The sequence below is a fragment of the Psychrobacillus sp. AK 1817 genome (genome assembly GCF_008807035.1).
GTDB lineage: Bacteria > Bacillota > Bacilli > Bacillales_A > Planococcaceae > Psychrobacillus > Psychrobacillus faecigallinarum.
In genome coordinates this window covers 3289006-3310061 of the sequence record NZ_CP031739.1, presented here as the reverse complement: position 1 = coordinate 3310061, position 21056 = coordinate 3289006, and the positions used below count along the sequence as shown (strand labels likewise).

Annotated in this window: 19 protein-coding genes; 3 read left to right on the top strand and 16 right to left on the bottom strand. The window is 36.5% G+C overall.

The window, feature by feature from the left end; translation table 11 throughout:
* Nucleotides 1–149 precede the first annotated feature (149 nt).
* From rbsB to D0S48_RS16465, 6 genes are read right to left on the bottom strand one after another with little or no spacing between them, the layout of a single operon-like run.
* The gene (gene rbsB, locus D0S48_RS16490) at nt 150–1076 is read right to left on the bottom strand and encodes a ribose ABC transporter substrate-binding protein RbsB (protein WP_144541301.1); all 927 of its coding nucleotides are present in this window, start codon (nt 1074–1076) and stop codon (nt 150–152) included.
* A 15-nt stretch (nt 1077–1091) separates the two neighbouring features.
* The gene (rbsC, locus tag D0S48_RS16485) at nt 1092–2033 is read right to left on the bottom strand and encodes a ribose ABC transporter permease (RefSeq protein ID WP_144541302.1); all 942 of its coding nucleotides are present in this window, start codon (nt 2031–2033) and stop codon (nt 1092–1094) included.
* Nucleotides 2020–3516 (bottom strand): sugar ABC transporter ATP-binding protein, encoded by a 1497-nt coding sequence (locus D0S48_RS16480; RefSeq protein WP_151112796.1) that lies wholly within the window; start codon nt 3514–3516, stop codon nt 2020–2022. The genes rbsC and D0S48_RS16480 overlap by 14 nt, the downstream gene beginning before the upstream one ends.
* Nucleotides 3517–3530: 14 nt before the next feature.
* Complete coding sequence (rbsD, locus tag D0S48_RS16475) at nt 3531–3920, bottom strand: D-ribose pyranase (protein WP_144541305.1); 390 nt, start codon at nt 3918–3920, stop codon at nt 3531–3533.
* Nucleotides 3917–4801 (bottom strand): ribokinase, encoded by an 885-nt coding sequence (gene rbsK, locus D0S48_RS16470; protein WP_151112794.1) that lies wholly within the window; start codon nt 4799–4801, stop codon nt 3917–3919. Before rbsK ends, rbsD begins: the two co-directional genes overlap by 4 nt.
* A complete protein-coding gene (locus D0S48_RS16465) occupies nt 4798–5781 on the bottom strand; it encodes a LacI family DNA-binding transcriptional regulator (protein WP_151112792.1) in 984 nt (327 codons plus the stop codon). The genes rbsK and D0S48_RS16465 overlap by 4 nt, the downstream gene beginning before the upstream one ends.
* A gap of 206 nt (nt 5782–5987) precedes the next feature.
* Here D0S48_RS16465 and D0S48_RS16460 point away from each other — a divergent pair, with 206 nt between their 5' ends.
* Nucleotides 5988–6950 carry an alpha/beta fold hydrolase gene (locus D0S48_RS16460; protein WP_225216153.1) on the top strand — a complete coding sequence of 321 codons (963 nt, stop codon included), beginning with the start codon at nt 5988–5990 and terminating at the stop codon, nt 6948–6950.
* Nucleotides 6951–7035: 85 nt separating this feature from the next.
* On the opposite strand, the gene D0S48_RS16455 is transcribed toward D0S48_RS16460, so the two are convergent.
* The 4 genes from D0S48_RS16455 to D0S48_RS16440 all read right to left on the bottom strand — a co-directional run bounded on the left by D0S48_RS16455 (nt 7036) and on the right by D0S48_RS16440 (nt 10196).
* Nucleotides 7036–7503 carry a hypothetical protein gene (locus tag D0S48_RS16455; RefSeq protein WP_151112790.1) on the bottom strand — a complete coding sequence of 156 codons (468 nt, stop codon included), beginning with the start codon at nt 7501–7503 and terminating at the stop codon, nt 7036–7038.
* Nucleotides 7504–7608: 105 nt separating this feature from the next.
* Nucleotides 7609–8289 (bottom strand): YwaF family protein, encoded by a 681-nt coding sequence (locus D0S48_RS16450; RefSeq protein WP_225216154.1) that lies wholly within the window; start codon nt 8287–8289, stop codon nt 7609–7611.
* Between the two features lie 255 nt (nt 8290–8544).
* Entirely contained in the window at nt 8545–9330 is a 786-nt protein-coding gene (locus D0S48_RS16445) for an SDR family oxidoreductase (RefSeq protein ID WP_151112788.1), read from the bottom strand.
* A gap of 185 nt (nt 9331–9515) precedes the next feature.
* Entirely contained in the window at nt 9516–10196 is a 681-nt protein-coding gene (locus D0S48_RS16440; RefSeq protein WP_151112786.1) for a hypothetical protein, read from the bottom strand.
* 122 nt (nt 10197–10318) lie between these two features.
* Here D0S48_RS16440 and D0S48_RS20715 point away from each other — a divergent pair, with 122 nt between their 5' ends.
* Together D0S48_RS20715 and D0S48_RS16435 are read left to right on the top strand one after the other, a co-directional pair.
* Entirely contained in the window at nt 10319–10465 is a 147-nt protein-coding gene (locus tag D0S48_RS20715) for a hypothetical protein (RefSeq protein WP_154309982.1), read from the top strand.
* 333 nt (nt 10466–10798) lie between these two features.
* A complete protein-coding gene (locus D0S48_RS16435) occupies nt 10799–11149 on the top strand; it encodes a YciI family protein (RefSeq protein ID WP_151112784.1) in 351 nt (116 codons plus the stop codon).
* A 231-nt stretch (nt 11150–11380) separates the two neighbouring features.
* Here the strand turns inward: D0S48_RS16435 and D0S48_RS16430 are convergent, their stop codons facing one another.
* The 6 genes from D0S48_RS16430 to D0S48_RS16405 form a co-directional block, all read right to left on the bottom strand.
* Complete coding sequence (locus D0S48_RS16430; RefSeq protein ID WP_225321635.1) at nt 11381–12619, bottom strand: right-handed parallel beta-helix repeat-containing protein; 1239 nt, start codon at nt 12617–12619, stop codon at nt 11381–11383.
* A gap of 360 nt (nt 12620–12979) precedes the next feature.
* The gene (locus D0S48_RS16425) at nt 12980–15361 is read right to left on the bottom strand and encodes a polyprenyl synthetase family protein (RefSeq protein ID WP_151112782.1); all 2382 of its coding nucleotides are present in this window, start codon (nt 15359–15361) and stop codon (nt 12980–12982) included.
* 218 nt (nt 15362–15579) lie between these two features.
* Nucleotides 15580–16932: an SMI1/KNR4 family protein gene (locus tag D0S48_RS16420; RefSeq protein ID WP_151112780.1), complete on the bottom strand. Its 1353-nt coding sequence runs from the start codon at nt 16930–16932 to the stop codon at nt 15580–15582.
* A 229-nt stretch (nt 16933–17161) separates the two neighbouring features.
* Nucleotides 17162–18520: an MFS transporter gene (locus D0S48_RS16415; protein WP_151112778.1), complete on the bottom strand. Its 1359-nt coding sequence runs from the start codon at nt 18518–18520 to the stop codon at nt 17162–17164.
* 190 nt (nt 18521–18710) lie between these two features.
* Complete coding sequence (locus D0S48_RS16410) at nt 18711–19628, bottom strand: LysR family transcriptional regulator (protein WP_151112776.1); 918 nt, start codon at nt 19626–19628, stop codon at nt 18711–18713.
* 281 nt (nt 19629–19909) lie between these two features.
* Complete coding sequence (locus D0S48_RS16405) at nt 19910–21013, bottom strand: TolB family protein (RefSeq protein ID WP_151112774.1); 1104 nt, start codon at nt 21011–21013, stop codon at nt 19910–19912.
* Between the last annotated feature and the right edge of the window lie 43 nt (nt 21014–21056).

Here is a 21056-nt window from a genome sequence, read left to right as displayed (position 1 = left end):
TTTCGTCCGTTAGATTCTTGCTTTGTTGCGTAACGGCAGAAAGTGGATATATGCTAGCTTGCTTTCCTAAAATGAATAAAAATACCGTGAACTCTTGTTCACGGCATACCTATAAGAAAAGCTATCCCGTAGGATAGCTTTTCTATGTATTATTTTTTTATTAATTCTAAATCTACAGGGATAGAAGCTTCTACTTCTTCACCGTTTAATGCTTTAATAGCTGCTTCCATTGCTTTTTCACCAATTTGTTCTGGTTTTTGAGCGATTGTACCAGCTAGCTTACCATTTTCTACAGATTTTACAGCATCATCTGTAGCGTCAAAGCCAATTACAATAATATCTTTGCCAGCTGCTTCGATTGCCTCTAAAGCGCCTAATGCCATTTCATCGTTGTGGGCAAATACACCCTTGATGTCTGGATTAGATTGAAGAATGTTTTCCATAACGGTTAAACCTTCTGCACGATTAAAGTTTGCTGTTTGTTTGGCTACAACATCTAATTTACCATCAGCCACATTATTGAAACCTTGGCCTCGGTCACGAGCTGCAGAAGATCCCGCGATACCCTCTAATTCAACTACTGCAGCGCCTTCTCCTGCTAATTCTAGTAAATATTCACCTGCAAGCTCTCCACCAGCAACATTATCTGATGCGATATGGGCTACTACTTCTCCACCTTCTGAACTGCGGTCAACTGTTACTACCGGAATATTTGCTGCATTTGCTGATTCTACAGATGAAACTACTGCTTGTGAGTCTACTGGATTGATGATAATAAGGTCAACGCCTTGTTGGATTAAATCCTCTACATCACTTGCTTGTTTTGAAGCATTATCTTGTGCGTCAACAACTGTAACTGTTGCTCCTAATTCATCTGCTTTTGCTTCTGCTCCATCACTTAATGTTACGAAAAACGGATTGTTTAAAGTGGAAACAGATAAACCAATTTTATAGTCACCCTTAGATCCTGTGGATTCTTTTTTAGAATCGGATTTCTCAGAGCCTGGTGCATCCATTGAACATGCTGCTAGGAACAATGCTACGATTAACAGTAAAGCAAAATAAAGTTTTTTCATGCTGTTTTTTCTCCTTTATACTGTTTTTTTGCGATCTATTAAAACCGCTAATAATATAACTGCACCCTTCACCACTTGCTGGAAGAAGGAGGATACACCAATTAGATTTAGACCATTATTCAAGACACCTATTATAAGAGCCCCGATTAAAGTACCAACAATCCAACCACGACCACCTGTTAAGCTTGTACCACCAAGAACTACCGCTGCAATTGCATCTAGTTCAAACATGTTACCCGCGGTAGGCTGAGCTGAATTTAAACGAGATGTTAAAATAAGCGAAGCCAGGGCTGCTAGAGCTCCAGTTAATGCGTAAACATAAATTTTAATTCGGCCAACCTTAATACCAGAAAGACGAGAAGCTTCCTCGTTACCTCCGACTGCATAAACTCTACGTCCAAATGTCGTCTTTTTCAAAATAAAGTAAAGTACTGCAAATGCAACAACCATTGTTACAACTGGCACAGGTATACCCAAGAAGTATCCTTTCCCAATCATTTGAAATGATAGTGAATCTCCTAATCCTGAAATTGGTCTACCTTCTGTGTAAACTAAGGTTAGTCCTCGATAAATAGTCATTGTTGCTAGAGTAGCGATAAATGGAGCAACATTCCCTTTAGAAATAATAATTCCGTTAATTGCCCCTAAAATTGCCCCTAAAACAAGACCTATTAGCATTGCTAAAATTGGATCCATTCCACCAGCAAGTAACCCTGCTGTGACAGCTCCCGTAAGAGCTAAAATCGATCCTACTGATAAGTCAATCCCTCCAGTTAAGATAACAAAGGTCATCCCAAATGCGATAAGAGCATTGATAGAAACCTGTCTTAGAACATTCATTAAGTTATTTACAGTTAAAAAGTTTGGACTCATAATAGTGATGATTACCACTAGTAAAATTAGTCCTAGCAATGGCCCTAATTTTTGTAGCACTGATTGTGAACTAGATTTTAGCAACTTTGTCCCCTCCGGTAGCGTAATGCATTATTTTTTCTTGTGACATTTCTTCTTTGGTTATTTCACCAGTTATCTTTCCTTCATGCATCACGAGCACTCGATCGACCATTCCAATGATTTCAGGAAGCTCGGAGGATATCATGATAATAGATACTCCGTTTTCAGCAAGTGTGTTCACAATGGAGTAAATTTCTTTTTTCGCTCCTACGTCTACTCCTCGTGTCGGTTCATCCAATATTAAAATATCAGGCTCAATGCCTAACCATTTGGCTATTACAATCTTCTGTTGGTTCCCACCGCTAAGTGACTTAACTGTTTGATCAGGACCAGAAGTACGTACGCCTAATCGTTTCACCATAGAATCATATAAGCTTTTTTCTTTTTGGTTATTCACAACACCGTTTTTTGATATTTTGTTGAAATTTGTAATGCCTAAATTTTCTTTAACAGAGAAATCTAATATTAGCCCTTCCGATTTTCTGTCCTCGGTTACAAAGCCAAAGCCGAGCTTAATAGCGTCTAGTGGCGTATTTATCTTTACTTGTTTACCATCTAGAATTAGTTCGCCACTGTCCAGCTTTTTGTAGCCAAATAATGATTGAACTACCTCTGTACGCCCTGCACCCATAAGTCCTGCTACACCAAGTATTTCTCCTTTTCGTAACTCAAAAGAAACATCCTCGAAAAAGCCTTTTCTTGTTAAGTTCTTGGCTACAAGCTTCACATCACCGATTTTAGAAGTTCTGTCGGGGAAGCGCCCACCTAGTTCTCGTCCAACCATCATTTGGACAATTTCATCGAAGGTCGTTTCTTTGACATTTCTAACTCCCACATAGCTTCCATCACGTAAAATAGTGATACGGTCACATATTGCAAAAATTTCTTCCATTCGGTGAGAGATATAAACAAAGGACACTCCCTTAGCCTGTAATGCTCTAATAGTTTCAAATAATGTCTCTATTTCTCTATCTGTTAAAGCAGCAGTAGGTTCATCCATAATGATTACATCTGCATTGGAAGAAATGGCCTTTGCTATCTCAACAATTTGCTGCTTACCAACGGATAGATTTCTTGCTGTTGTTTTTACATCTACATCCAAGCCAAGGTTTAACAATACCTCTTTAGCGGCTTTATTCATTTCCTTTGTTTTTAAAATTCCTGATTTGCCAAACGTCTTTTCATTTCCAAGAAATAAATTTTCTGCAACCGTCAAATCCGGTAGAATATTAAGTTCTTGGTGAATTACTGCTATCCCAGCCTGTTCTGCTTCCTTGGGATTTTTAAATTCAACAGGATTTCCTTTGATCTTGATTTCACCTGAATCTCTAGTGTAAATTCCGGTTAAGATTTTCATTAAGGTAGACTTACCTGCACCATTCTCACCCATTAGTGCATGAATTTCTCCTGGAGCTATTTCAAATTCAACATTATTCAACACTGTATTTCCGTTAAAGGCCTTTGAAATACCAGTCATCTCAATCATTGCTTCCACCACCTTTAAAATATGACACCAGCTTGCAAGATTACATTTGCATAAGGAGTAGCTTCCCCAGTACGTATAATGACTTTAGAATGACTAGTCATTGTTTTAAATTCTTCATGTGATACTTCCGTAATTTGTTCAATTGATTTTCTGACTACATAATTCATTTCAGCATTGGCTGTTTTCATTTCAGCAGCAATATAAGCTCTTTCAACTACTAAATCTTCTAAAACAACTTCTAATATTTCATCGAATGATGGTTTGCCGACAATGTATGATAAATCAATGCATTTAACTCCATCAGGAATAGGCAAGCCACAATCACCTATTGTAATTTGATCTGTGTGACCTAGCTTGGCAAAAATGCCAGCCAGCTCTCGATTTAAAATGCCTTGTTTTTTCATTTACAAGCTCCTTCTAATCTATTGACTACTTCCTCGTGACTTGGCATGCCGCCCTGAGCTCCAAATTTTTCTACTGACAAGGAGGCAGATGCATTTGCAAAACGAACCGCTTGCTCTAAACTTAGCCCTTGCCCAAGTGCATGAACGAGTGCCCCGTTAAACGTGTCTCCTGCACCTGTAGTGTCTATCGCATTTGTTTTAAATCCAGGAACGACAATATGATTATTTCCGTCAAAATATCTAGCACCATCACTGCCGAGTGTAACAATTAGCTTGTTTGGATATTTTTCCAAAGTCGCTTCCATATTTTCACCAAAAATTAACTCGCATTCTGTTTCATTTGGTGTCAGGTAAGCAATATAATCCATAAATTCCAGCTGAAAACCGCTTGCTGGAGCTGGGTTTAGTAATACTGGGACATTTAGCTCTAAGCATAACTCCAATGTGTACTTTACAACTGGAATCGGAATCTCTAGCTGCATGATAACAAACGTACTTTGTTGAATAGTTTCTTTCATATTTTTTATACTTTCCACGGTTAATGAATAGTTTGCACCTGGAACGACAATAATTCTATTGTCACCTTCCGACAGTAAGATATTAGCGATTCCAGTTGCAGCCTCCTCTGTTTGTATGACAGAATCCGTATTCACTCCATTTGCTTTAAGGTCAGCCAATAATTCGTTCCCAAAGCTGTCAATCCCAACACTGGCAAGCATTTGTACTTTGCTGCCTAAACGAGCTGCTGCTACTGCTTGGTTAGACCCTTTTCCACCTGGCACAGTAGTAAATAGCTGACCTAAAACTGTTTCTCCTTGGACAGGGAAGTTGTCTGTTTGCACAACTATATCCATATTCATACTACCTATAACTGTAATCATCGATGTACACTCCTCGTCGTTCCCCGTTCCACTAGCTCAACGGGTACTTGAATAACTCTTTCGTCTAATTCAATTTCTTCAATAATTTTAATGAGTATACGGGTTGCCAAAGCACCCATTTTATAAATGTCTTGGGCTACAGTGGTCAGTCCAGGTGTCAGCATTCCTCCAAGTGAAATACCATCGAACCCCATAATTTGTAGCTGGTCAGGAACACTAATACCCAATGAATGTGCAGCCTTCAAAGCCCCGGCGGCCGATACATCCGTACTTGCAAATATACCGTCTACACCTTCAATTTCTGTTAAAAATTTCTTTGCGATCTTCTCAGATTCCCCAAAATGGAAGGGACTCTCAACAATATGTGTTTGTACATTCTTTCCTTCGACAGCCTTTAAAAATCCAGCCAGCCGATCATCAGCTGGTCCCAACCCTTTAGGTCCTCTCATAAACACAATCTTTTCACAGCCTGAATCCAACAAATGATTTGTTCCCATGCATGCTCCATCTACGTTATTGGAGGAAACTGTTGGAATGGATTCATGAATCATCCGATCTAACGCCACCAGTGGTACATTTAAATCTTCATAATGACTTGCACGTAACTGATTCGTCGTTACTATAAATCCTGCTACATATTTTTGCTTTAAAGTATCAATATAATGTATCTCTTTTTCAGATTTTTCATCGGAATTACATAAAACTACTGTATATCCATAAGATAATGCGATATCTTCAACTGCTCGAGCAAGCTCCGGAAAAAATGGGTTAGTAATATCAGGAACAATCAACCCTATGAAGTTCGTCTGCTTTGTTGTTAAGGATCTCGCTACTTGATTTGGTATATATTCTAACTTATCTATCGCTTTTCTTATTTTGAGCTTTGTATCTTCGCTGATATACCCTTTTTTGTTTAGATATCGGGATACAGAAGCAACCGAAACACCAGCTTCTTTTGCTACATCTCTTATGTTTGCCATCTGTTTTCCCCTTTCCCTTATATATGTGTAACCGGTTACACAAAATATAACAAGTACTTTTAAAACTGTCAATATAAATCTGTTATATCATTTCCTAGAACAATATTTTTGTTTTATAACAGTAGTTTTATAGCCACTTATGGAACTTAAAGAAAATATATTCGTAATATTCATTAAAGAGAAATTATTAAAAAAGGATGAAATCAATGAAACATAGAATTTGGAAGATATTCAAAAATATTATTATAGGGATAGTAGGTCTTGTATGTATTTGGTTTGCTATTCATCAGTTAATGACTGTGTATGAAAAGAACAAGTACGAAGCAATTGGCAAATTAGTAGAGGTTAATGGTAAAGAAATGCATGTTTATGAAAAAGGGGATGGCGACAACACGGTTGTTTTATGGAGTGGTTTAGGAACAACTGCCCCTGCCCTTGACTTTGAACCATTAGTGAATGAGCTATCAAAGGACAATAGAGTAGTTGTAGTAGAACCATTTGGCTATGGCTGGAGTGATCGAACAGATAGTGAACGCACCGTAGAAAACATCGTAGAGGAAACAAGGGCTGCTCTATTGAAGTTAAACATTGAACAACCATACATATTAATGCCACATTCCATTTCAGGAGTATACAGCATGTATTATGCCAACTTGTATCCAGAAGAAATAAAAGCAATAATCGGTATTGATCCAACCTTGCCTCAGGCACTTGAATATTTTGATGAAGCTGCCCCAACGATGCCAAAAGCTTTAAGCATTATTGCTCCTAGTGGAATTGCTCGATTGGCAATGTATATTGCCCCAGAGGATTTTTTGCCTATAGCAGAGGATGGAACGTATTCTAAAGAAAACTTGAAAATGACCAAACTATTATCATCATGGAATGGCTACAACCAAAATGTAATCAATGAAACTAACTATATTCAAAGAAACATGGAATTCACAAAGGAGCTTAACTTCCCTACTGATTTACCTGTCATGATATTTACGACAAATGATAACCAAGCAAACAAGGAAGGGAAATCCAATATTACCTTTTATGAAGAGCAATTAGAGAATAGCAATGTAAGCAAGCTAATTCCTTTAGAAGGTCATCATTATTTACATTGGTCTCAGTCTGAAAAAATGAGCGAGGAAGTGAAGGATTTTGTAAAGGAGATGGATTAACTTTTCCATAGAGTTGTGTCCTTTCCAAAATGTATTCATAAAAAACACTTGATAACTAATTTATAGTTATCAAGTGTTTTGCTTGTTACGGAGTATATTTTTCAGAGACCTTTACTACTTGCCCATCTTCTATGGTTAAATCATATGGTCCTTTTCCAACTGCTAAATAAGATATGAATTCCTTTTCTTCTACTTGCTTAGGCTTGGCGATATCCTCATGGTTAACCAAAAAGAACTCAGCGTTTTCAGCTAGCTTAATGCTTTCGGCCTTCTGAGTTTCATCATAAATCATAAATCCCGTAGGCAAATCCTTTTCAACATCTAGCCCCAGTTCCTTGATGCGTTCTTTATCCGCTTCCTCAATCCATTCTACTTCATCAATGATTAAACTTTTAGTGGAAAGTTCGAAATCTACTATGTAAGCTAGCTTATCTGAAGTAGCCTCTTTTGTTTCCTCATCTTTATTCTCTTCATTACAGGCACTTAAAAGTACTAAGACCCCTATAAGAGCAATTAGGAGCATAGACATCTTATTTAATAGAATTTTTTTCACCGTTAAAAACGTCCTTTCTTATATGCAATTAGATAGGTAAAAATTTTGCCCATCTAATATTTTCACCTGGATGAAAATTTCATCATTACAAGATATAAGTTTAATTTACTTTTTCTTAAAAAGAAACCATAAAAATATGAATATTAAAAATGCAACAATCTCTAATGATAGAATGTACCAAGGATATGGTCCTAAAAAGTCTAACAAGCTTCCACCAGAAGGCTTTCTTTGTAAAAACATATAATTCCCTTCAAAAAGGTAGTTGATCCAAAAGATAAAAGGCAGCAAAATATTTAAAGCAAGCAATGTTGTGAGAACACCTTTAAACGTTGGTCGGTATCCTTTCACCCAAGTAAAATATAATGCAGTTAATATAATCCCTGCATGTGTATAAAAAAAATGAAAGTATCTAAAGTGTGGAAAATCCATATCCAAAACTGGAGTTAGCATGGCCTGTAGAGCACCACCTATGCCTGCATAAAAAACAAACTGATAAACCAGACGATTACCAGTCCATAACAAAACAATCGTCAATAGAAGGCTAATACTGCATAATTCCAATGGCAATGAATTACTTAACTCCCACCTGTCCGATTGAACAAGCCATACATGATATAAAATATCAATCACTAATAAAGACAAGCCAAATAAACGCTCCATGCTCAGAATATTCTTTTCTGATTCGGTCCAGCGTGTCCTCGTAATGAATAGAAGAAGTATGAAGGTAATAAGTACAGCTATTGCACCCCAATGTGCCAATGAAAACATCACAAATCGATTATCCAACAGATTCACCGCCCGTTTTACTACTATTAGTATTCGAGTTAGCCGTTGGATTTTCCTCTTATTTAGTGATTTAAATACGGGAGCCTACCGATTATCCGGGATAACTGACCGATTATTGCTAACAAATGTTTTAAATACTTTCTTGAATTAGTTTCATAATTCCTATAATTATAAAGAAACACGAACTATCGAGAAGAGAATAAAGTATAAAACATAAAAAGAGCATTGCTAGCTCGCAATGCTCTCCTCTTTGTACTATACTTCTAGTTCCCAACGTTCTTTTTCGTCTTTTTTAATTTTCTCTTCAATCTCTTTCGGCCACGCAGTACGGTATTTATGATTGTCTGCCGGGATGACTTCAATCATTTTTTCAATCATGTCTTGTGGGTCATATTGATTCTTCAAGGATTCCTCTTGCTCTTTCATATCTTCCTTTTTCGTGAAATGCTTTTCTTCATTAAACCATTTCCATTTTTCTTCAGCACTTCGATCATTAAACCCTGTATTATATGGTCCAGGATTGATCGTTGCTACCTGTACGCCAAACTGTTCGAGTTCCTTCTGCATCGTTTTTGCAATTGCTTCAACTGTATGCTTAGTAGCTGTATAAGGCCCTACATAAGGAGTTGCTGAAAGTCCTGCTACCGAGCTAAGGAATACAATTTTACCATTTCCTTTTTTCACAAGCTTGCGTGCTGCAATCTGTGCTGTTTCTAAGGTTGCAAAAACGTTTACTTCAAATAATGCACGGAATCGATCCATTGGCACCTCGGCAAGAGGTCCACCCTCATTAATAGCGGCATTAGCTACAAATATATCAAAGTCGTACTCTTCCATTTGAGCACGATCTCTTGCATTGGTTATATCTAACTTGAAAATTTCCATATCTAAATCTAGATCTCTTGCTTCTCGCAATAAATCTGTCTTTTGAGAAGTTGTTTCGGTAGTTGCAATCAAGCGATGTCCCTTTTTTGCTAGTCCTATGGCTGTACCTCTTCCAAGGCCACTTCCAGCTCCAGTAATAAAAATTGTTTTACTCAATTGTATTCCTCCTAACAAATTGTCATCTACTTCTTTTCTTCCCTTTGAGATCTAACTGAAACATAAGAAGGGTAAGACAGCTCTCCCCCCATCCACCACCGATTTTTCCAATTGACCTTAGGAAAAGACACTTAAGCTAGACAATAATTAGAAGAAATAGTTAAAAGTAAAATCAATAAATTTCGTTAACTCCATCGATTCACCATTACTCGATCATACTGATAACGTCTAATGATAATGCTTAACTTTTGAAACCATTGGTTACAGGCTCCCATCGCCTCTTCGTATTGTTCAGATTCCTTATAATCCTCTTTATAATCTTCCAAATAGGTAAAAGAATGGATAGGCTCTGTTAAATCATCGGAAACGATTTTAAAGCAAAGACTAAATTCAAACTCTTCCTCGTCATCTTCTTCATCTTCTTCCTCATCTGTTTCCTTTTCATCCCCGGATTTTATGCGGCTGCTAAGTATACCCTCTTTAGGAAACATCGAGATAGTTTCTCCATCCTCTAATAAAGCAGCTTCTAATATTTTATTGAAAGGAATATCTTTTATCTCAAAGTCGCTTCCCAGCTCTTCCCGACGAGCGATATAAAGAATATTAGTAACTTCATTGATCAGTAAAGCATTTAAATTATTGGGAGACAGTAACATTTGAGTATGTGGAATCTCTTCTAAAACCTCTTCTGTGTTTCTTCTATTCTCTGCTATAATTTCTTCACTTCGCCGCTTCCATTCCCAAGTTCCCCAAAAGAACAATGCCACAGAAACGATTAAGTAAAAACCAATGGAGCGAATATGATCCATTGAAAATGACAGGAAGAAATATATAGCACTTAATAGATAGATTATGAATATTTTCATGTTCACTACCCCTTGTCTGTTATCTCTTTATAGAGACTTTATTCGAGAGATTATGAATTTATTCTTGAATCTATCATTAAATAAAATTAGAAAGGAAATAACTTTCGCTTAAAGTAGGAGGATTGTTTAACAAGGTTATTGAATCTATATGGAAGTCAATCGATACAAAGGAGAAGAATTATGAAGAAATCAATAAAACTTATTATGCCAAAGACGAAGTTCTGTTACTTTCAATAATACAGAGACCGACACTACTGGAAGCCTTGTAATTATTATAGATATGGACTTGATTTCCGCTCTAGGCGGACGCGTTCCGCGGGGGTGAGCGATAAGCCATCACCGTCGCTTACGCGCCGTTGTGTTGTCTTATCTGTCTCACTCATCCCGCCGGAGTCGCCGCCTGCCACTACAATCAACAAATAAAAAATTTTCGTGGTTAAGACGTAAAGTGCTATTTATGCAATACCTTTTTATAATTCCTATGAAGTTCCTGACACTAAAGTTCCCTATTTTTCATTAATATATCGAGAAAATACCGGCTTGTTGTCTTATAAAGTGATCAATTAGGGGATATGTCTCTAAAAAAGAAGGAGGAAGTTTTTATGCTATTTATGATGATTGTTAAAGCCTCGAAGAATTCTGAAGCTGGAGAGCTGCCGAGCAATGATCTTATGGAAGCCATGACGAAGTACAATGAAGAACTAGTTAAGGCAGGCATACGAGTTTATTCTAAAGGACTACATCCAAGTTCAAATGGGGTTCGCATTTCGTACCCGAAATCAGGCGAAAAACCGGTAGTTTCCAATGGTCCATTTACTGAATCGAATGATTTGATTGCCGGGTTCATTCTCATTGATGTGAAGTCAAGAGAAGAAGCCATTGAGTGGGCGCTGCGGATGCCGGACCCGCAAGGTCATGGGGAAGGTCAGATTGAATTGCGTCAAGTATTTTAGGCGCCTGTACTGACCAAATAAATTTAAAATATCGCACTTAATACCTTTAGTTTAAAAAGGTTCTATGAAAGTTCTTCTCACTATCTTTTCATATACTAAATTGTTTTGATACTCTTTAACATTGAACTAAGGTACACAAATCACCTAATAAAGCTTTAAACAAAATAAGTAGAAAAACTTAAAAAGCCAACTTCATTAGAGGTTGGCTTTCGTATGAGTTGTCTTTACTCACTATCTTTGATCCGCAATTGTTGCGTTATTGTTTGTTGCACTTAAGAGCGCTAAATTATCATATGGAGGACCTGTTGTTGTACCAGCTAGCAGTACAATATCAAATTCATTAGCAGGGTTTCCCCATGAGTTTCCAAGGAATGTGGTGAATGCTCGGTCTACTAAAAAACCGCCTTTTGTGTTATACACAACATTATTATTAATTGCCCCAGTCACATTGGGATTAATATAAATTCCCGTTCGCAATGAATAGAATATATTACCTTCAACCGTGAAATTAATACCTCCTTGTGGTACTACTGCCCGGTTTACTATCCAGTTTGCCATGGGCGAAGCTTGCGGTGGACCAAATATAGTATTATTTAAAATGCTCGTATTTGTACCACCTACTTGGATAAATTCTTTTGCATATGGGACATCACTAGTTATATTTAAGCTATTGATCGTCGTATTTTCTGCAGTTACTAATATTGCAATAATATCAGCTTGAAGTTGTAAAAGTGTTCCTGGTTCTCCTAATAAAGTGATCCCTGTTTTGTCCACTAAAATTTGAGACGAAATTGGATATGTTCCACTCAATATATGAACAATTCCTCCAGGGTTAACTGCTGCAATTCCCTCAGATATTGTACCAAAGGGATTTGCCAAGCTACCATCTCCCCCAACGACACCTGCTCGGATATAGATATTGTTGGGATCAACGATTTGGTTAATTGCCAAATCAAGTGCTGCTTGGACACTTGATTTGCTTAGATAGCCTCCAACTGGTCTGGCATTAATTAATTCTGTCGCCGCTTGATCTTTCTGTTCTTCTGTTAGTGCATTGTAAGCTGTTAAATTTAAACCTAGACCAGGGTCTTCAATAGCCGCTCTCATTTCCGCCACGGTTTGAGCATTATTTACCGTCTCTAAAAACACATTACTCCCTGTTAGTACGTAGTCAGTTTGTACCTTAGTAATAGTTATTGTGGCATTTGTATTGAGAAGGTTGTCAAGCTCGCTTGAGTTGATAGTTACAAACTTAACACTACTGAAAAGGTCACCATTAAAAATAGTGAAAAGTATGATCCCATTTAAAAAGGTATTAATATCGTTTCCATATGAAATAATCTTTGTTTCACCAGGGTTCAGACTGAAAGAAACAGTTCCGTCTTGATTATAAGGTTGTTCACCTTCCCGAACAAAGATAGTAATTTGCAGCGTTGATAACGTATTATTTACAAATGTTTTTTCTGCCACTTTTTCACCTCCTATCATTCACTAGTAGTTAACTAGACATTGTAGAAAGAGGATATCTCTTCTCTTTTCTATACTATGAAGAAAAGTAGAATATGAATGGGTGAACTAATCTACTACTTCTATAAACGTTACTAATAGTTAGACATAGTCTGCTAGAGTCTTCTCAAATGTTCTTGTGGCATAAGTATTGAAGAAGATTATCACTTAAGTAATTTGTTACAACCGTATCTGTTCTATTTTATTTGCTTGGATATAAGCTAGAATGGGTTAGAAAAAATGAGCTTGGAGAAGCATCTCCAAGCTCATTTATCTATACAAAATCAATCATTAACTTTTTGTCTGCTAACATGGGGACAAATCTTATTGTTCTCGATTTATAAGGTAGTTTAAAAAATGTTTTAGAAAGGTTGTATCTTTGGACACGTGCTGAAGTGCATCCATTGCTAGACAGTAATTTTCCCACATTTCGATTGTGGCAGCTTCCTGACCCAGGATAGAAACAAATGTAGAGCTATTGTTTTCCGCGTCTTTTCCAAGGTCTTTACCGAGTAGCATTGCATCTCCTTCTACATCGAGTAAGTCGTCCTTAATCTGAAAGGCGATGCCAGCAAAACGAGCAAACCTTTTTAAAGCAATTATTTCCTCTTCCTTTGCGTTGGCAAGGAGAGCTGGCATTACAAGAGCTGCTTCAAATCCTATCCCTGTCTTATAAAAGCATAAGGTGTTTAACTGATCTCGACTAAGTGGTTTTCCTTTAGATTCCAGATCCATCGCTTGCCCTTTACACATATCGGCTATTGTTTGGGAAGAATATTGAATCATCTGAAGTACCGTTTTTGAATCAAATTGATTTAGTTTAGTCTGCTCCCAAATTGCTTTTTGAGTGAGAAAAAGACCGGTTAATTCGGATATTGCTACGTTATAAACTTCATGTAGAGTTGGACGTCCACGTCGCATCGCTGCATTATCCTGAGCAGGTAAATCATCAAATAGAAGAGAAGCCGTATGAAGGTATTCTAATGATTTCAAAAGTGGCATTATTGCAGTTTCATCTAACTCGTACACCTTTACACTCATAAACCATGTAACAATCGGTCTCAGCCTTTTGCCATCCCCTTCCAAGCTATAATTTGCTGCCTCGGCTATAGAATCTCTTCCGAAGGAAGAACTCTCCGTGAGAGGAATGGCTAATATTTGGTTTATTTCGTTTCGCACTGTTTTAATCGTATTTGAGAAATCCTCTCTCTCCTTACTTTCATTCTTTAATACGGTAATCATGTGATCACGCAGTAATTTATCAAAAAAGTCCACGTCAGCTGCTTTTCGAACCATTTCTTGTAGAAGTTTATTGAATCTTGGATTTCCGAATCTAAATAGACTCATAATTTCTTTGTATTTGTTTGTACCTACACGCTTTTTCAATCGCTTGAGTCCATTTATGGCTCTGTCCAATATTACTTCTCGTGTTTTCTCGTCAGAACCATAAACATTATGGATTAAGTTGCTAATGACAGTCCAATACAATTCAAATGGGTTAATCAGGTCTGGTCGAGTCCCGTGATACTTTAAATAATATGTATAGGGAGTTACCGCTCCATCTTTCATATCTTCGAACATATCTGCAAAATCATCTGACAGCTGATTATAAATACCGTAGTAAAAAGTACGGTTATCCATCTCCTTATCGTCAGAGGCACTAAGGACTGAACGGACGATAAGCCTAGATGAGGATGCTTTTAAAATAACGGGTATATATAGTTCTTCATTCGTATAATGAGAGTTCATTAAATTCTTTTCACGATCTACTTCCTGTGAATGGAAAAACACATATGCTTGCTCAAAAAATTTGTTCCTTCTTTCAGGATGCTGATTTTGCTCAATATACTGAAAAGCCTCACCAAGCTCCTGATGTACATAAGTGATCAATTCCTCGTTTTCTCCAAGCCATTCTCCCAATTTTGGTACTTTGCCTGTAGTAAGCGTTGTCCTGATTAAATTTGCATATTGCTTTTCTTCTTCGTCCGACAAAATCTTGGCATCAAGCAAATCGTCAATAAATGGATAGGTCAATCCATAGGAATATCCCAGTCTGATAGCTTTATCGAGCCTTGCAGCACGCTCATTAGATGATATATCACTGTCCATCTCCTCATTCTCTTGCATAATAACCCCAGCAATTATTTTTATAAGTTTTCGTTGGGCGTGCTCTGCATCCATTCCCTTTGGTATATGATTGGACACTTGCTTTAGCTTGTTTAATAGCCAAATATAAGTTAATTCCACACCATCCTTCTTTGCCATCCGATACAGTCCAACCATACTAAATGCTTCAGCTTCCTCGCCATCTGGCTTAGAATTGGTAAGCTGATCCTTTAAGCTACTCACTACACTATGAATTCTGGTCTGCGTATTTGGGGAATCAAGGGACTTTCCTAAATCACGGAGAAAAATATAGGAGATGCTCCTGTTTAAGTAGCTATCTAGCCTCCCTCTATAATTTAAGTACTGTATATAATGGTTAAAGTTCTTAGAATCGTCCTTTCCTTTTCCAAGCGTAAAAAGGGATAACATGGGATGATGAACGTGATCAGATTTCCATGTTTTAATATCGTCCGTTAACACCGGAATATAGCTTTTTTCTGTGGCCTGTACAGTAAGTTTATTAAAATATTGGGCTGCCTTTTGCTCAGCTTCCCTATAGCATTCATCAGGATTTATTATTGGTTTTAAATAGATGTTCATCTGTCACCTTCATTTACTGTTTTTTTATCCGTTCTGGAAATCATCCAGCTGTATAGCATTGCTATTATAACCCACATTTCTTTATTTCTTCACTTGTACCCCTTACTTCTAACTAATTACTTAATATCAATTTATTCTTCAATGTATCTCTAAATGCCTATACTCATTTGGAAGGTGATGAAAAAGAGGGCAGCAATTTTGTTAGTTGTGTTCTTAGCTTATCCTTCCATCACATAATTAGTGTAAATTTCATCTTGTTCGTCGTTAATCTCTCCCATAATGGTATAGTTCATTTTTTTATCGAAAAGATCTTTTGTTGCAATAAAAGCATTGAACGGACAAGTAAGTGATTGAAGGTTATCCAGTTCCTTGAGAGCTGAATAATTCTCCACTTCCTCGAATCTAATATCCTGTAGATTCATCATCCCTTTTAGAACATCCAGATTACTCATTTTAATCCCCGTAATATCAAGCTCACGCAAGCTGAAAATATCTTTAATACCATGAAGATCAGCTGTTTGAATACCTGAAAGATTTAAGTGACTTAACTTCTTACATGATGCCAAAGGAGACAAATCATCTATTACTAAATTTTCAAGTGACAGCTCTTGAAGTAAAGGCAGCTCTTTCAATACAGATATGTCTCTTACTTTGGTGTTTCCAATAGATAATTGCTTTAAATCTTTAAGTGGCTTTAAAAACTCTAAATGCTGCAAAGATGTTTTGGCCAAATAGAGTTTTTTTAAGTCTTGCATCTCAGCAATTGGTGTGAAGTCTGTGATCTCTAATCCACTTGCGATTAATTCGCGGACGTTTTGAAAGTAAGCAAGTGGTTTTAAGTTAGTTATATTAGATGGGAATAACCTAAGGGTTATTATGTTTTGTAACTCATGAATCTTACTAGGCGTTTTACCTAACATTTGGGTAAGAAAGTTTGTCCAGCTTTCATCCAGCTCCAGAGGTACATCCTCTCCTGCACAAGGAGTCTTTTGAAGTTCAATGAGATTATCAAAAAAGTGACCATAATCTCCCCATATAACGTATGGATTACCGTCTTCCTCCGTAATTAGAGAACAATTTCCGTTCTCAAATTGTTGTATTAGTAGCTCGAGGAGCGCATCAAAGCATTCACTTATGACAAACATTTGTCTTTCATCCCGCCCAAAATTTATAATTTGTCCAGCTTTCCCATTCTCCCCAGGTGCAAAGTCCATCGCAAGATAGTTTCCTCCATAATCGTATGCTATAGGAATCCATCCTGGATGGTAGTATGCCTCTTGGATTTTATTCTTTTCGAATGAAATGACATCGGTAACGGACTCTTCATAATAGTTGTTGTACTCCTTCCATGCCGATAAAATTTCTTCGATGGAATACCAGGTTAATCCAAACATTAATCCTAACTTTTTTTCACCATTATGAACAGAATACGTAGCTTTAAAGGATTCAGGTAATGGGTAGCCAGTTTCCCGCTCTAATTTTAGGAGTTCTTTTTTAGATGCACCTTTATTTAAGTATTTTTTATTTTTCGTTATGTATTTTTCAAGTCTTTTAAAGAATTCTTTCCCCATTGCTAAACCCCTCCCTATTTACTTCTCTATCTTTATTAAACCATATAAACTGTAGAATTTTTTTGTAATTTTGGAAAAATAAATGAATTATTATTAGGAGTTGGTTAAGTCGATAGATAGTATAAAATATCGATAATTTTACAATAAAAAAATCAGGGGTGTTGTTCATTCAACACTCCTGATTTCTAGGTAAGTCTTCACCAAAATATGATGAATTCCTTGTATTCTGTTATGATAAAGATTCTTTTTTAAAGGCTATTTCATTAGAAACTAATTGCTTCTCTACTGCATAGTCTGCATGGTCTTCACGAATGAAACTCATAGCTATTGCGCCAAAGATTGCAGCAATACCAATTGCAAAAAAGTTAAACTGTGGCTGCAGATTAAAAGTTAATAAAATTCCCATATAAGTTGGAGCAACAATCGAACCGATACGTCCAAAAGCCATTGTACTTCCTAGAGCAGCTGCTCGAATATCGACAGAATAATATTGAGCTACATATGCATTAGACATGTTTTGTAAACCGACTGATGCAGCACCTATAATGGCAATTAACCCATAAGCTATATAAATATTTTTTGAGTAGCCAATCAGTATTAATGAGATAGCCCCTACTAAGTAAAGTGGAATAAGGACACGTTTGAAACCAAGTAGTTGAATAATGTTACCGAAAATCATTGTACCAGTTATGGCACCAATTTGAAGTACTGCAACAAAGAACAGACTAGATTTCAGATTATAGCCTGCATTCATCATTAAAGTTGGAAGCCATGTATTTAGTGAATACATGAGGATAAATGTACAGAAGCAAGACAGCCAGAACATCATCGTGCTTAATCCAAGTTTGTTTTTAAAAAGATCACGAACCGATGACTTTTGTTGCTGTTCTTGATGGACATATTTAAATTGAACATCTTTAGAGATCATTGGGTTTATTTTTTGAAGGACTTTGACAAGACGTTTTGTATCCTTTTGTTTAATTAAAGAATTAATAGATTCTGGAATGATACGTATAGCAAAAGGCAACACAAGCAGTGGTAAGCCGGCTATCCAGTATACCGGTTGCCAACCGAATCTTTCGAGCAATACCTGCCCGCTAAACGAGGCTAGAATTGCACCAACGGAGTAACCGCAAAATATGATTGAAATAATTGCAGCACGGTGTTTGGACGGAGCGTATTCTGATATTAAAGCAGCTATGTTTGGCATAACACCACCAAATCCTAAACCTGCAATAATACGAAAAACAATAAATAAGATCGGTGACGTTGCAAATCCAGATAATAATGTAAAAAAGCTGAATAAGAAGGTCGTTAAAATAATAATACGCTTTCTTCCAAAACGATCTGAATACAGACCGAATAAAACAGCTCCAACTGCTGTACCGATTGTCGTATAACTACTTATCGCCCCCGCTACTAAATCAGAGATTCCCCACTCCGCTTTTAACATTGGAATGGTTGCACCATAAATGACCACATCATAGCCGTCGAACATCATGATAAAAAATAAACAAATAATAAGCACGTAATGAAAGACTTTCAATTTACTCTGATTAACTATTTCAATCGGGTTGACTGTTCTCATGGTACCTCCTATATACACGTAGTTTAAGGTAGATAATTAGCTATCATTTCTATTTATCTCGCAACAGATTGATAGAATATAAAAGGATAGGCTATTAAAAAAGCAAAGCAATGTGTATGTAAGGAAATTTTAGCACTATACAATTGGTAGCATGTAACACTTATTTAGTATCTCTAGCTATAGTTTTAAACTATAGCTGAACTTGTTCTTCAGCAATTGTTTCTTTTAAATATTCAATATATATAGTCGCTAGAGGACTGTTTTTTACATTTTTATGTGTAATATAGCCAACTGTAATCCGTTCATCTACAAGTAAAGGAACTGAAACAATGTTATTACTATTTAGTTCATGACTTATCACACCAGTTGATATTGTATAACCATTAAGTCCAATCAATAAATTAAAAAGTGTCGCTCGATCACTAACTCGTATATTCTTTGGCCTAGAAAGAGTACTCAAAATTTCCTCCGAAAAATAAAAAGAATTATAATCTCCTTGTTCAAAGGAAAGATAAGGATAAGGAATTAAATCTGATAAAGTTACAAATTCCTGCTTTGCTAGCGGATTTCTAGAGCTAATAAATACGTGAGGCTTTGCTTCAAACAGTTCTTGAAAGATGAGATTACCTTCTCTCAGGAATTTTTGAATCACTTTTCTATTAAAATCATTTACATATAAAATACCAATTTCACTATGTAGATTTTTTACATCTTCAATAATTTCATAGGTTTTGGTTTCTCTTAATGTAAATTCGTATTCATCTCGATTGTATTCCTCTAGCAGACGGACAAATGCACTTACCGCAAAAGCATAGTGCTGAGCTGATACAGAAAAGTGTTGCTGGGAAGATTGAATATTGGAATAGCGATTTTCCAGAAGATTTGCTTGTTCAACCACTTGTCGAGCATAACCTAAAAACTCTGCGCCTTCAGATGTCATGATAATTCCTTTATTAGTTCTTTGGAAAATGATAGTCCCTATTTCATTTTCTAACTCCTTTAGTGCATTTGAAAGACTTGGCTGGCTAATGAATAAATTTTGTGCAGCCTTACTAATAGAACGACTTCTTGCAACTTCAATTACATATTTTAACTGTTGTAGTGTCATTATTTTATACCTCTTTCTGATACTAATTTATAGTTTTAAAAGAAAGTGTGTCTCTCGTTCTCTATGATTTAGTTTTAATTCATTGAGATGTTCACACTAAATTGAACAACCAATACATTCTTCTAAATTTTTATGAGTATTTTAAAACATAACTTAAATTTTGTAATATTACAATAACTTTTAATTTCACAACGCTTCCATTAATTCTTAAAACTTTTATTAAACACAAAAAAAGACAGTTAGCTAACTGTCTTCTTTAAGTAAAAAGTAAATACCTCGCACTATTTTATATATATAATGCTGCTGTTATAGTTTCTTTCATCCAGTTCTGTAACGGAAATTTTTTTACCTGAAGGGCTCCATTTGATTTTCGCATTTCTGACATTTGGAGCTATTTGTATGGATTTACCGGTTGATATATCGTACAGGTATAGTCCACTACTGTCTACATCGTTGATAACAGAATCTAATTGATATGCAATCATTTGCTGATTGGGAGACCAGGAAGCGCCAGTCACATCAGAACCTTCAGTAATCGTACTTTGTATATTTCCATCGGTATCAGTAATTATCAGCCTTTTTGTTGACCCGGTTGCTTGAGTAACTAGCATTTGCTTTCCATCAGGCGAGAGTGTGATTCCATCCGCATTTTCCAATTGCAGATTCTTTTTTTCTTTAGTCACCAGATCCAGCATATATACCTGAAAGGTTGGACTGTCTGTAGTTATATAATAGATTTTTTCCTTCATTTTATGAACTGTGTACAATTGTTCCTCCTGAAGCTCGGCAATTTGAGTTAGATTACCTATCGTGTCAGCCATATATGCCCCTCCGGCATAGGAAGCACCGATTACATTTTGCTCGTCAGTCCACCCAGCTGTATAAGCGCTACCAATAATGTCCTCCGTCACAGAGGATTGCCTCCCTTCCTCCAAGGTCATTAGATAATAGGATACATCCCCAATAGAGTATTCATAATACAAAAGATGTTTTTTATCTGGAGACAAAGTTGCCCCACCAAGAAACATGTTTTTTTGGGCTTTTATCATTTTAAACTCTTTTGTGTCCAATTTGTACTCATATATACTTCTAGGGTAGAACTCTGCATTCTCTAAGAGACTCATTTTTCCAAGTTCTTGGTTTTCTTGTGCAAGGACAACGGTCTGTTCATCGATCCAGTCGGAAATTTCCATTCCCTCGTATTTTTCAATTTTTTCGATTGTAACAAAGTCTAAATCGTTTTCGTTGCTTTCGTTTTCATTATCGACAATGCTATCATCTGGCTCTTCCATGTCTTTACTATTTTCTTCTTGCATACTGCAAGCAGAAAGAGTCAATGCGACTAAGAGGAGAACAGTAATTTTGACAAATCCTAAATTTTTCATTTGAATCATCTCCTTGTCTATTATCTTATGTAAAAACATCTAA

What these genes read in the sequence shown, in the direction of transcription:
- D0S48_RS16420 (WP_151112780.1), bottom strand. Translation starts at nt 16,932, where the DNA reads ATGGGGAAAGAATTCTTTAAAAGACTTGAAAAATACATAACGAAAAAT.
- rbsK (WP_151112794.1), bottom strand. Translation starts at nt 4,801, where the DNA reads ATGATTACAGTTATAGGTAGTATGAATATGGATATAGTTGTGCAAACA.
- D0S48_RS16460 (WP_225216153.1), top strand. Translation starts at nt 5,988, where the DNA reads ATGAAACATAGAATTTGGAAGATATTCAAAAATATTATTATAGGGATA.
- D0S48_RS16410 (WP_151112776.1), bottom strand. Translation starts at nt 19,628, where the DNA reads ATGACACTACAACAGTTAAAATATGTAATTGAAGTTGCAAGAAGTCGT.
- D0S48_RS16425 (WP_151112782.1), bottom strand. Translation starts at nt 15,361, where the DNA reads ATGAACATCTATTTAAAACCAATAATAAATCCTGATGAATGCTATAGG.
- rbsB (WP_144541301.1), bottom strand. Translation starts at nt 1,076, where the DNA reads ATGAAAAAACTTTATTTTGCTTTACTGTTAATCGTAGCATTGTTCCTA.
- D0S48_RS16435 (WP_151112784.1), top strand. Translation starts at nt 10,799, where the DNA reads ATGCTATTTATGATGATTGTTAAAGCCTCGAAGAATTCTGAAGCTGGA.
- D0S48_RS16440 (WP_151112786.1), bottom strand. Translation starts at nt 10,196, where the DNA reads ATGAAAATATTCATAATCTATCTATTAAGTGCTATATATTTCTTCCTG.
- D0S48_RS16415 (WP_151112778.1), bottom strand. Translation starts at nt 18,520, where the DNA reads ATGAGAACAGTCAACCCGATTGAAATAGTTAATCAGAGTAAATTGAAA.
- rbsD (WP_144541305.1), bottom strand. Translation starts at nt 3,920, where the DNA reads ATGAAAAAACAAGGCATTTTAAATCGAGAGCTGGCTGGCATTTTTGCC.
- D0S48_RS16480 (WP_151112796.1), bottom strand. Translation starts at nt 3,516, where the DNA reads ATGATTGAGATGACTGGTATTTCAAAGGCCTTTAACGGAAATACAGTG.
- D0S48_RS16405 (WP_151112774.1), bottom strand. Translation starts at nt 21,013, where the DNA reads ATGAAAAATTTAGGATTTGTCAAAATTACTGTTCTCCTCTTAGTCGCA.
- D0S48_RS16465 (WP_151112792.1), bottom strand. Translation starts at nt 5,781, where the DNA reads ATGGCAAACATAAGAGATGTAGCAAAAGAAGCTGGTGTTTCGGTTGCT.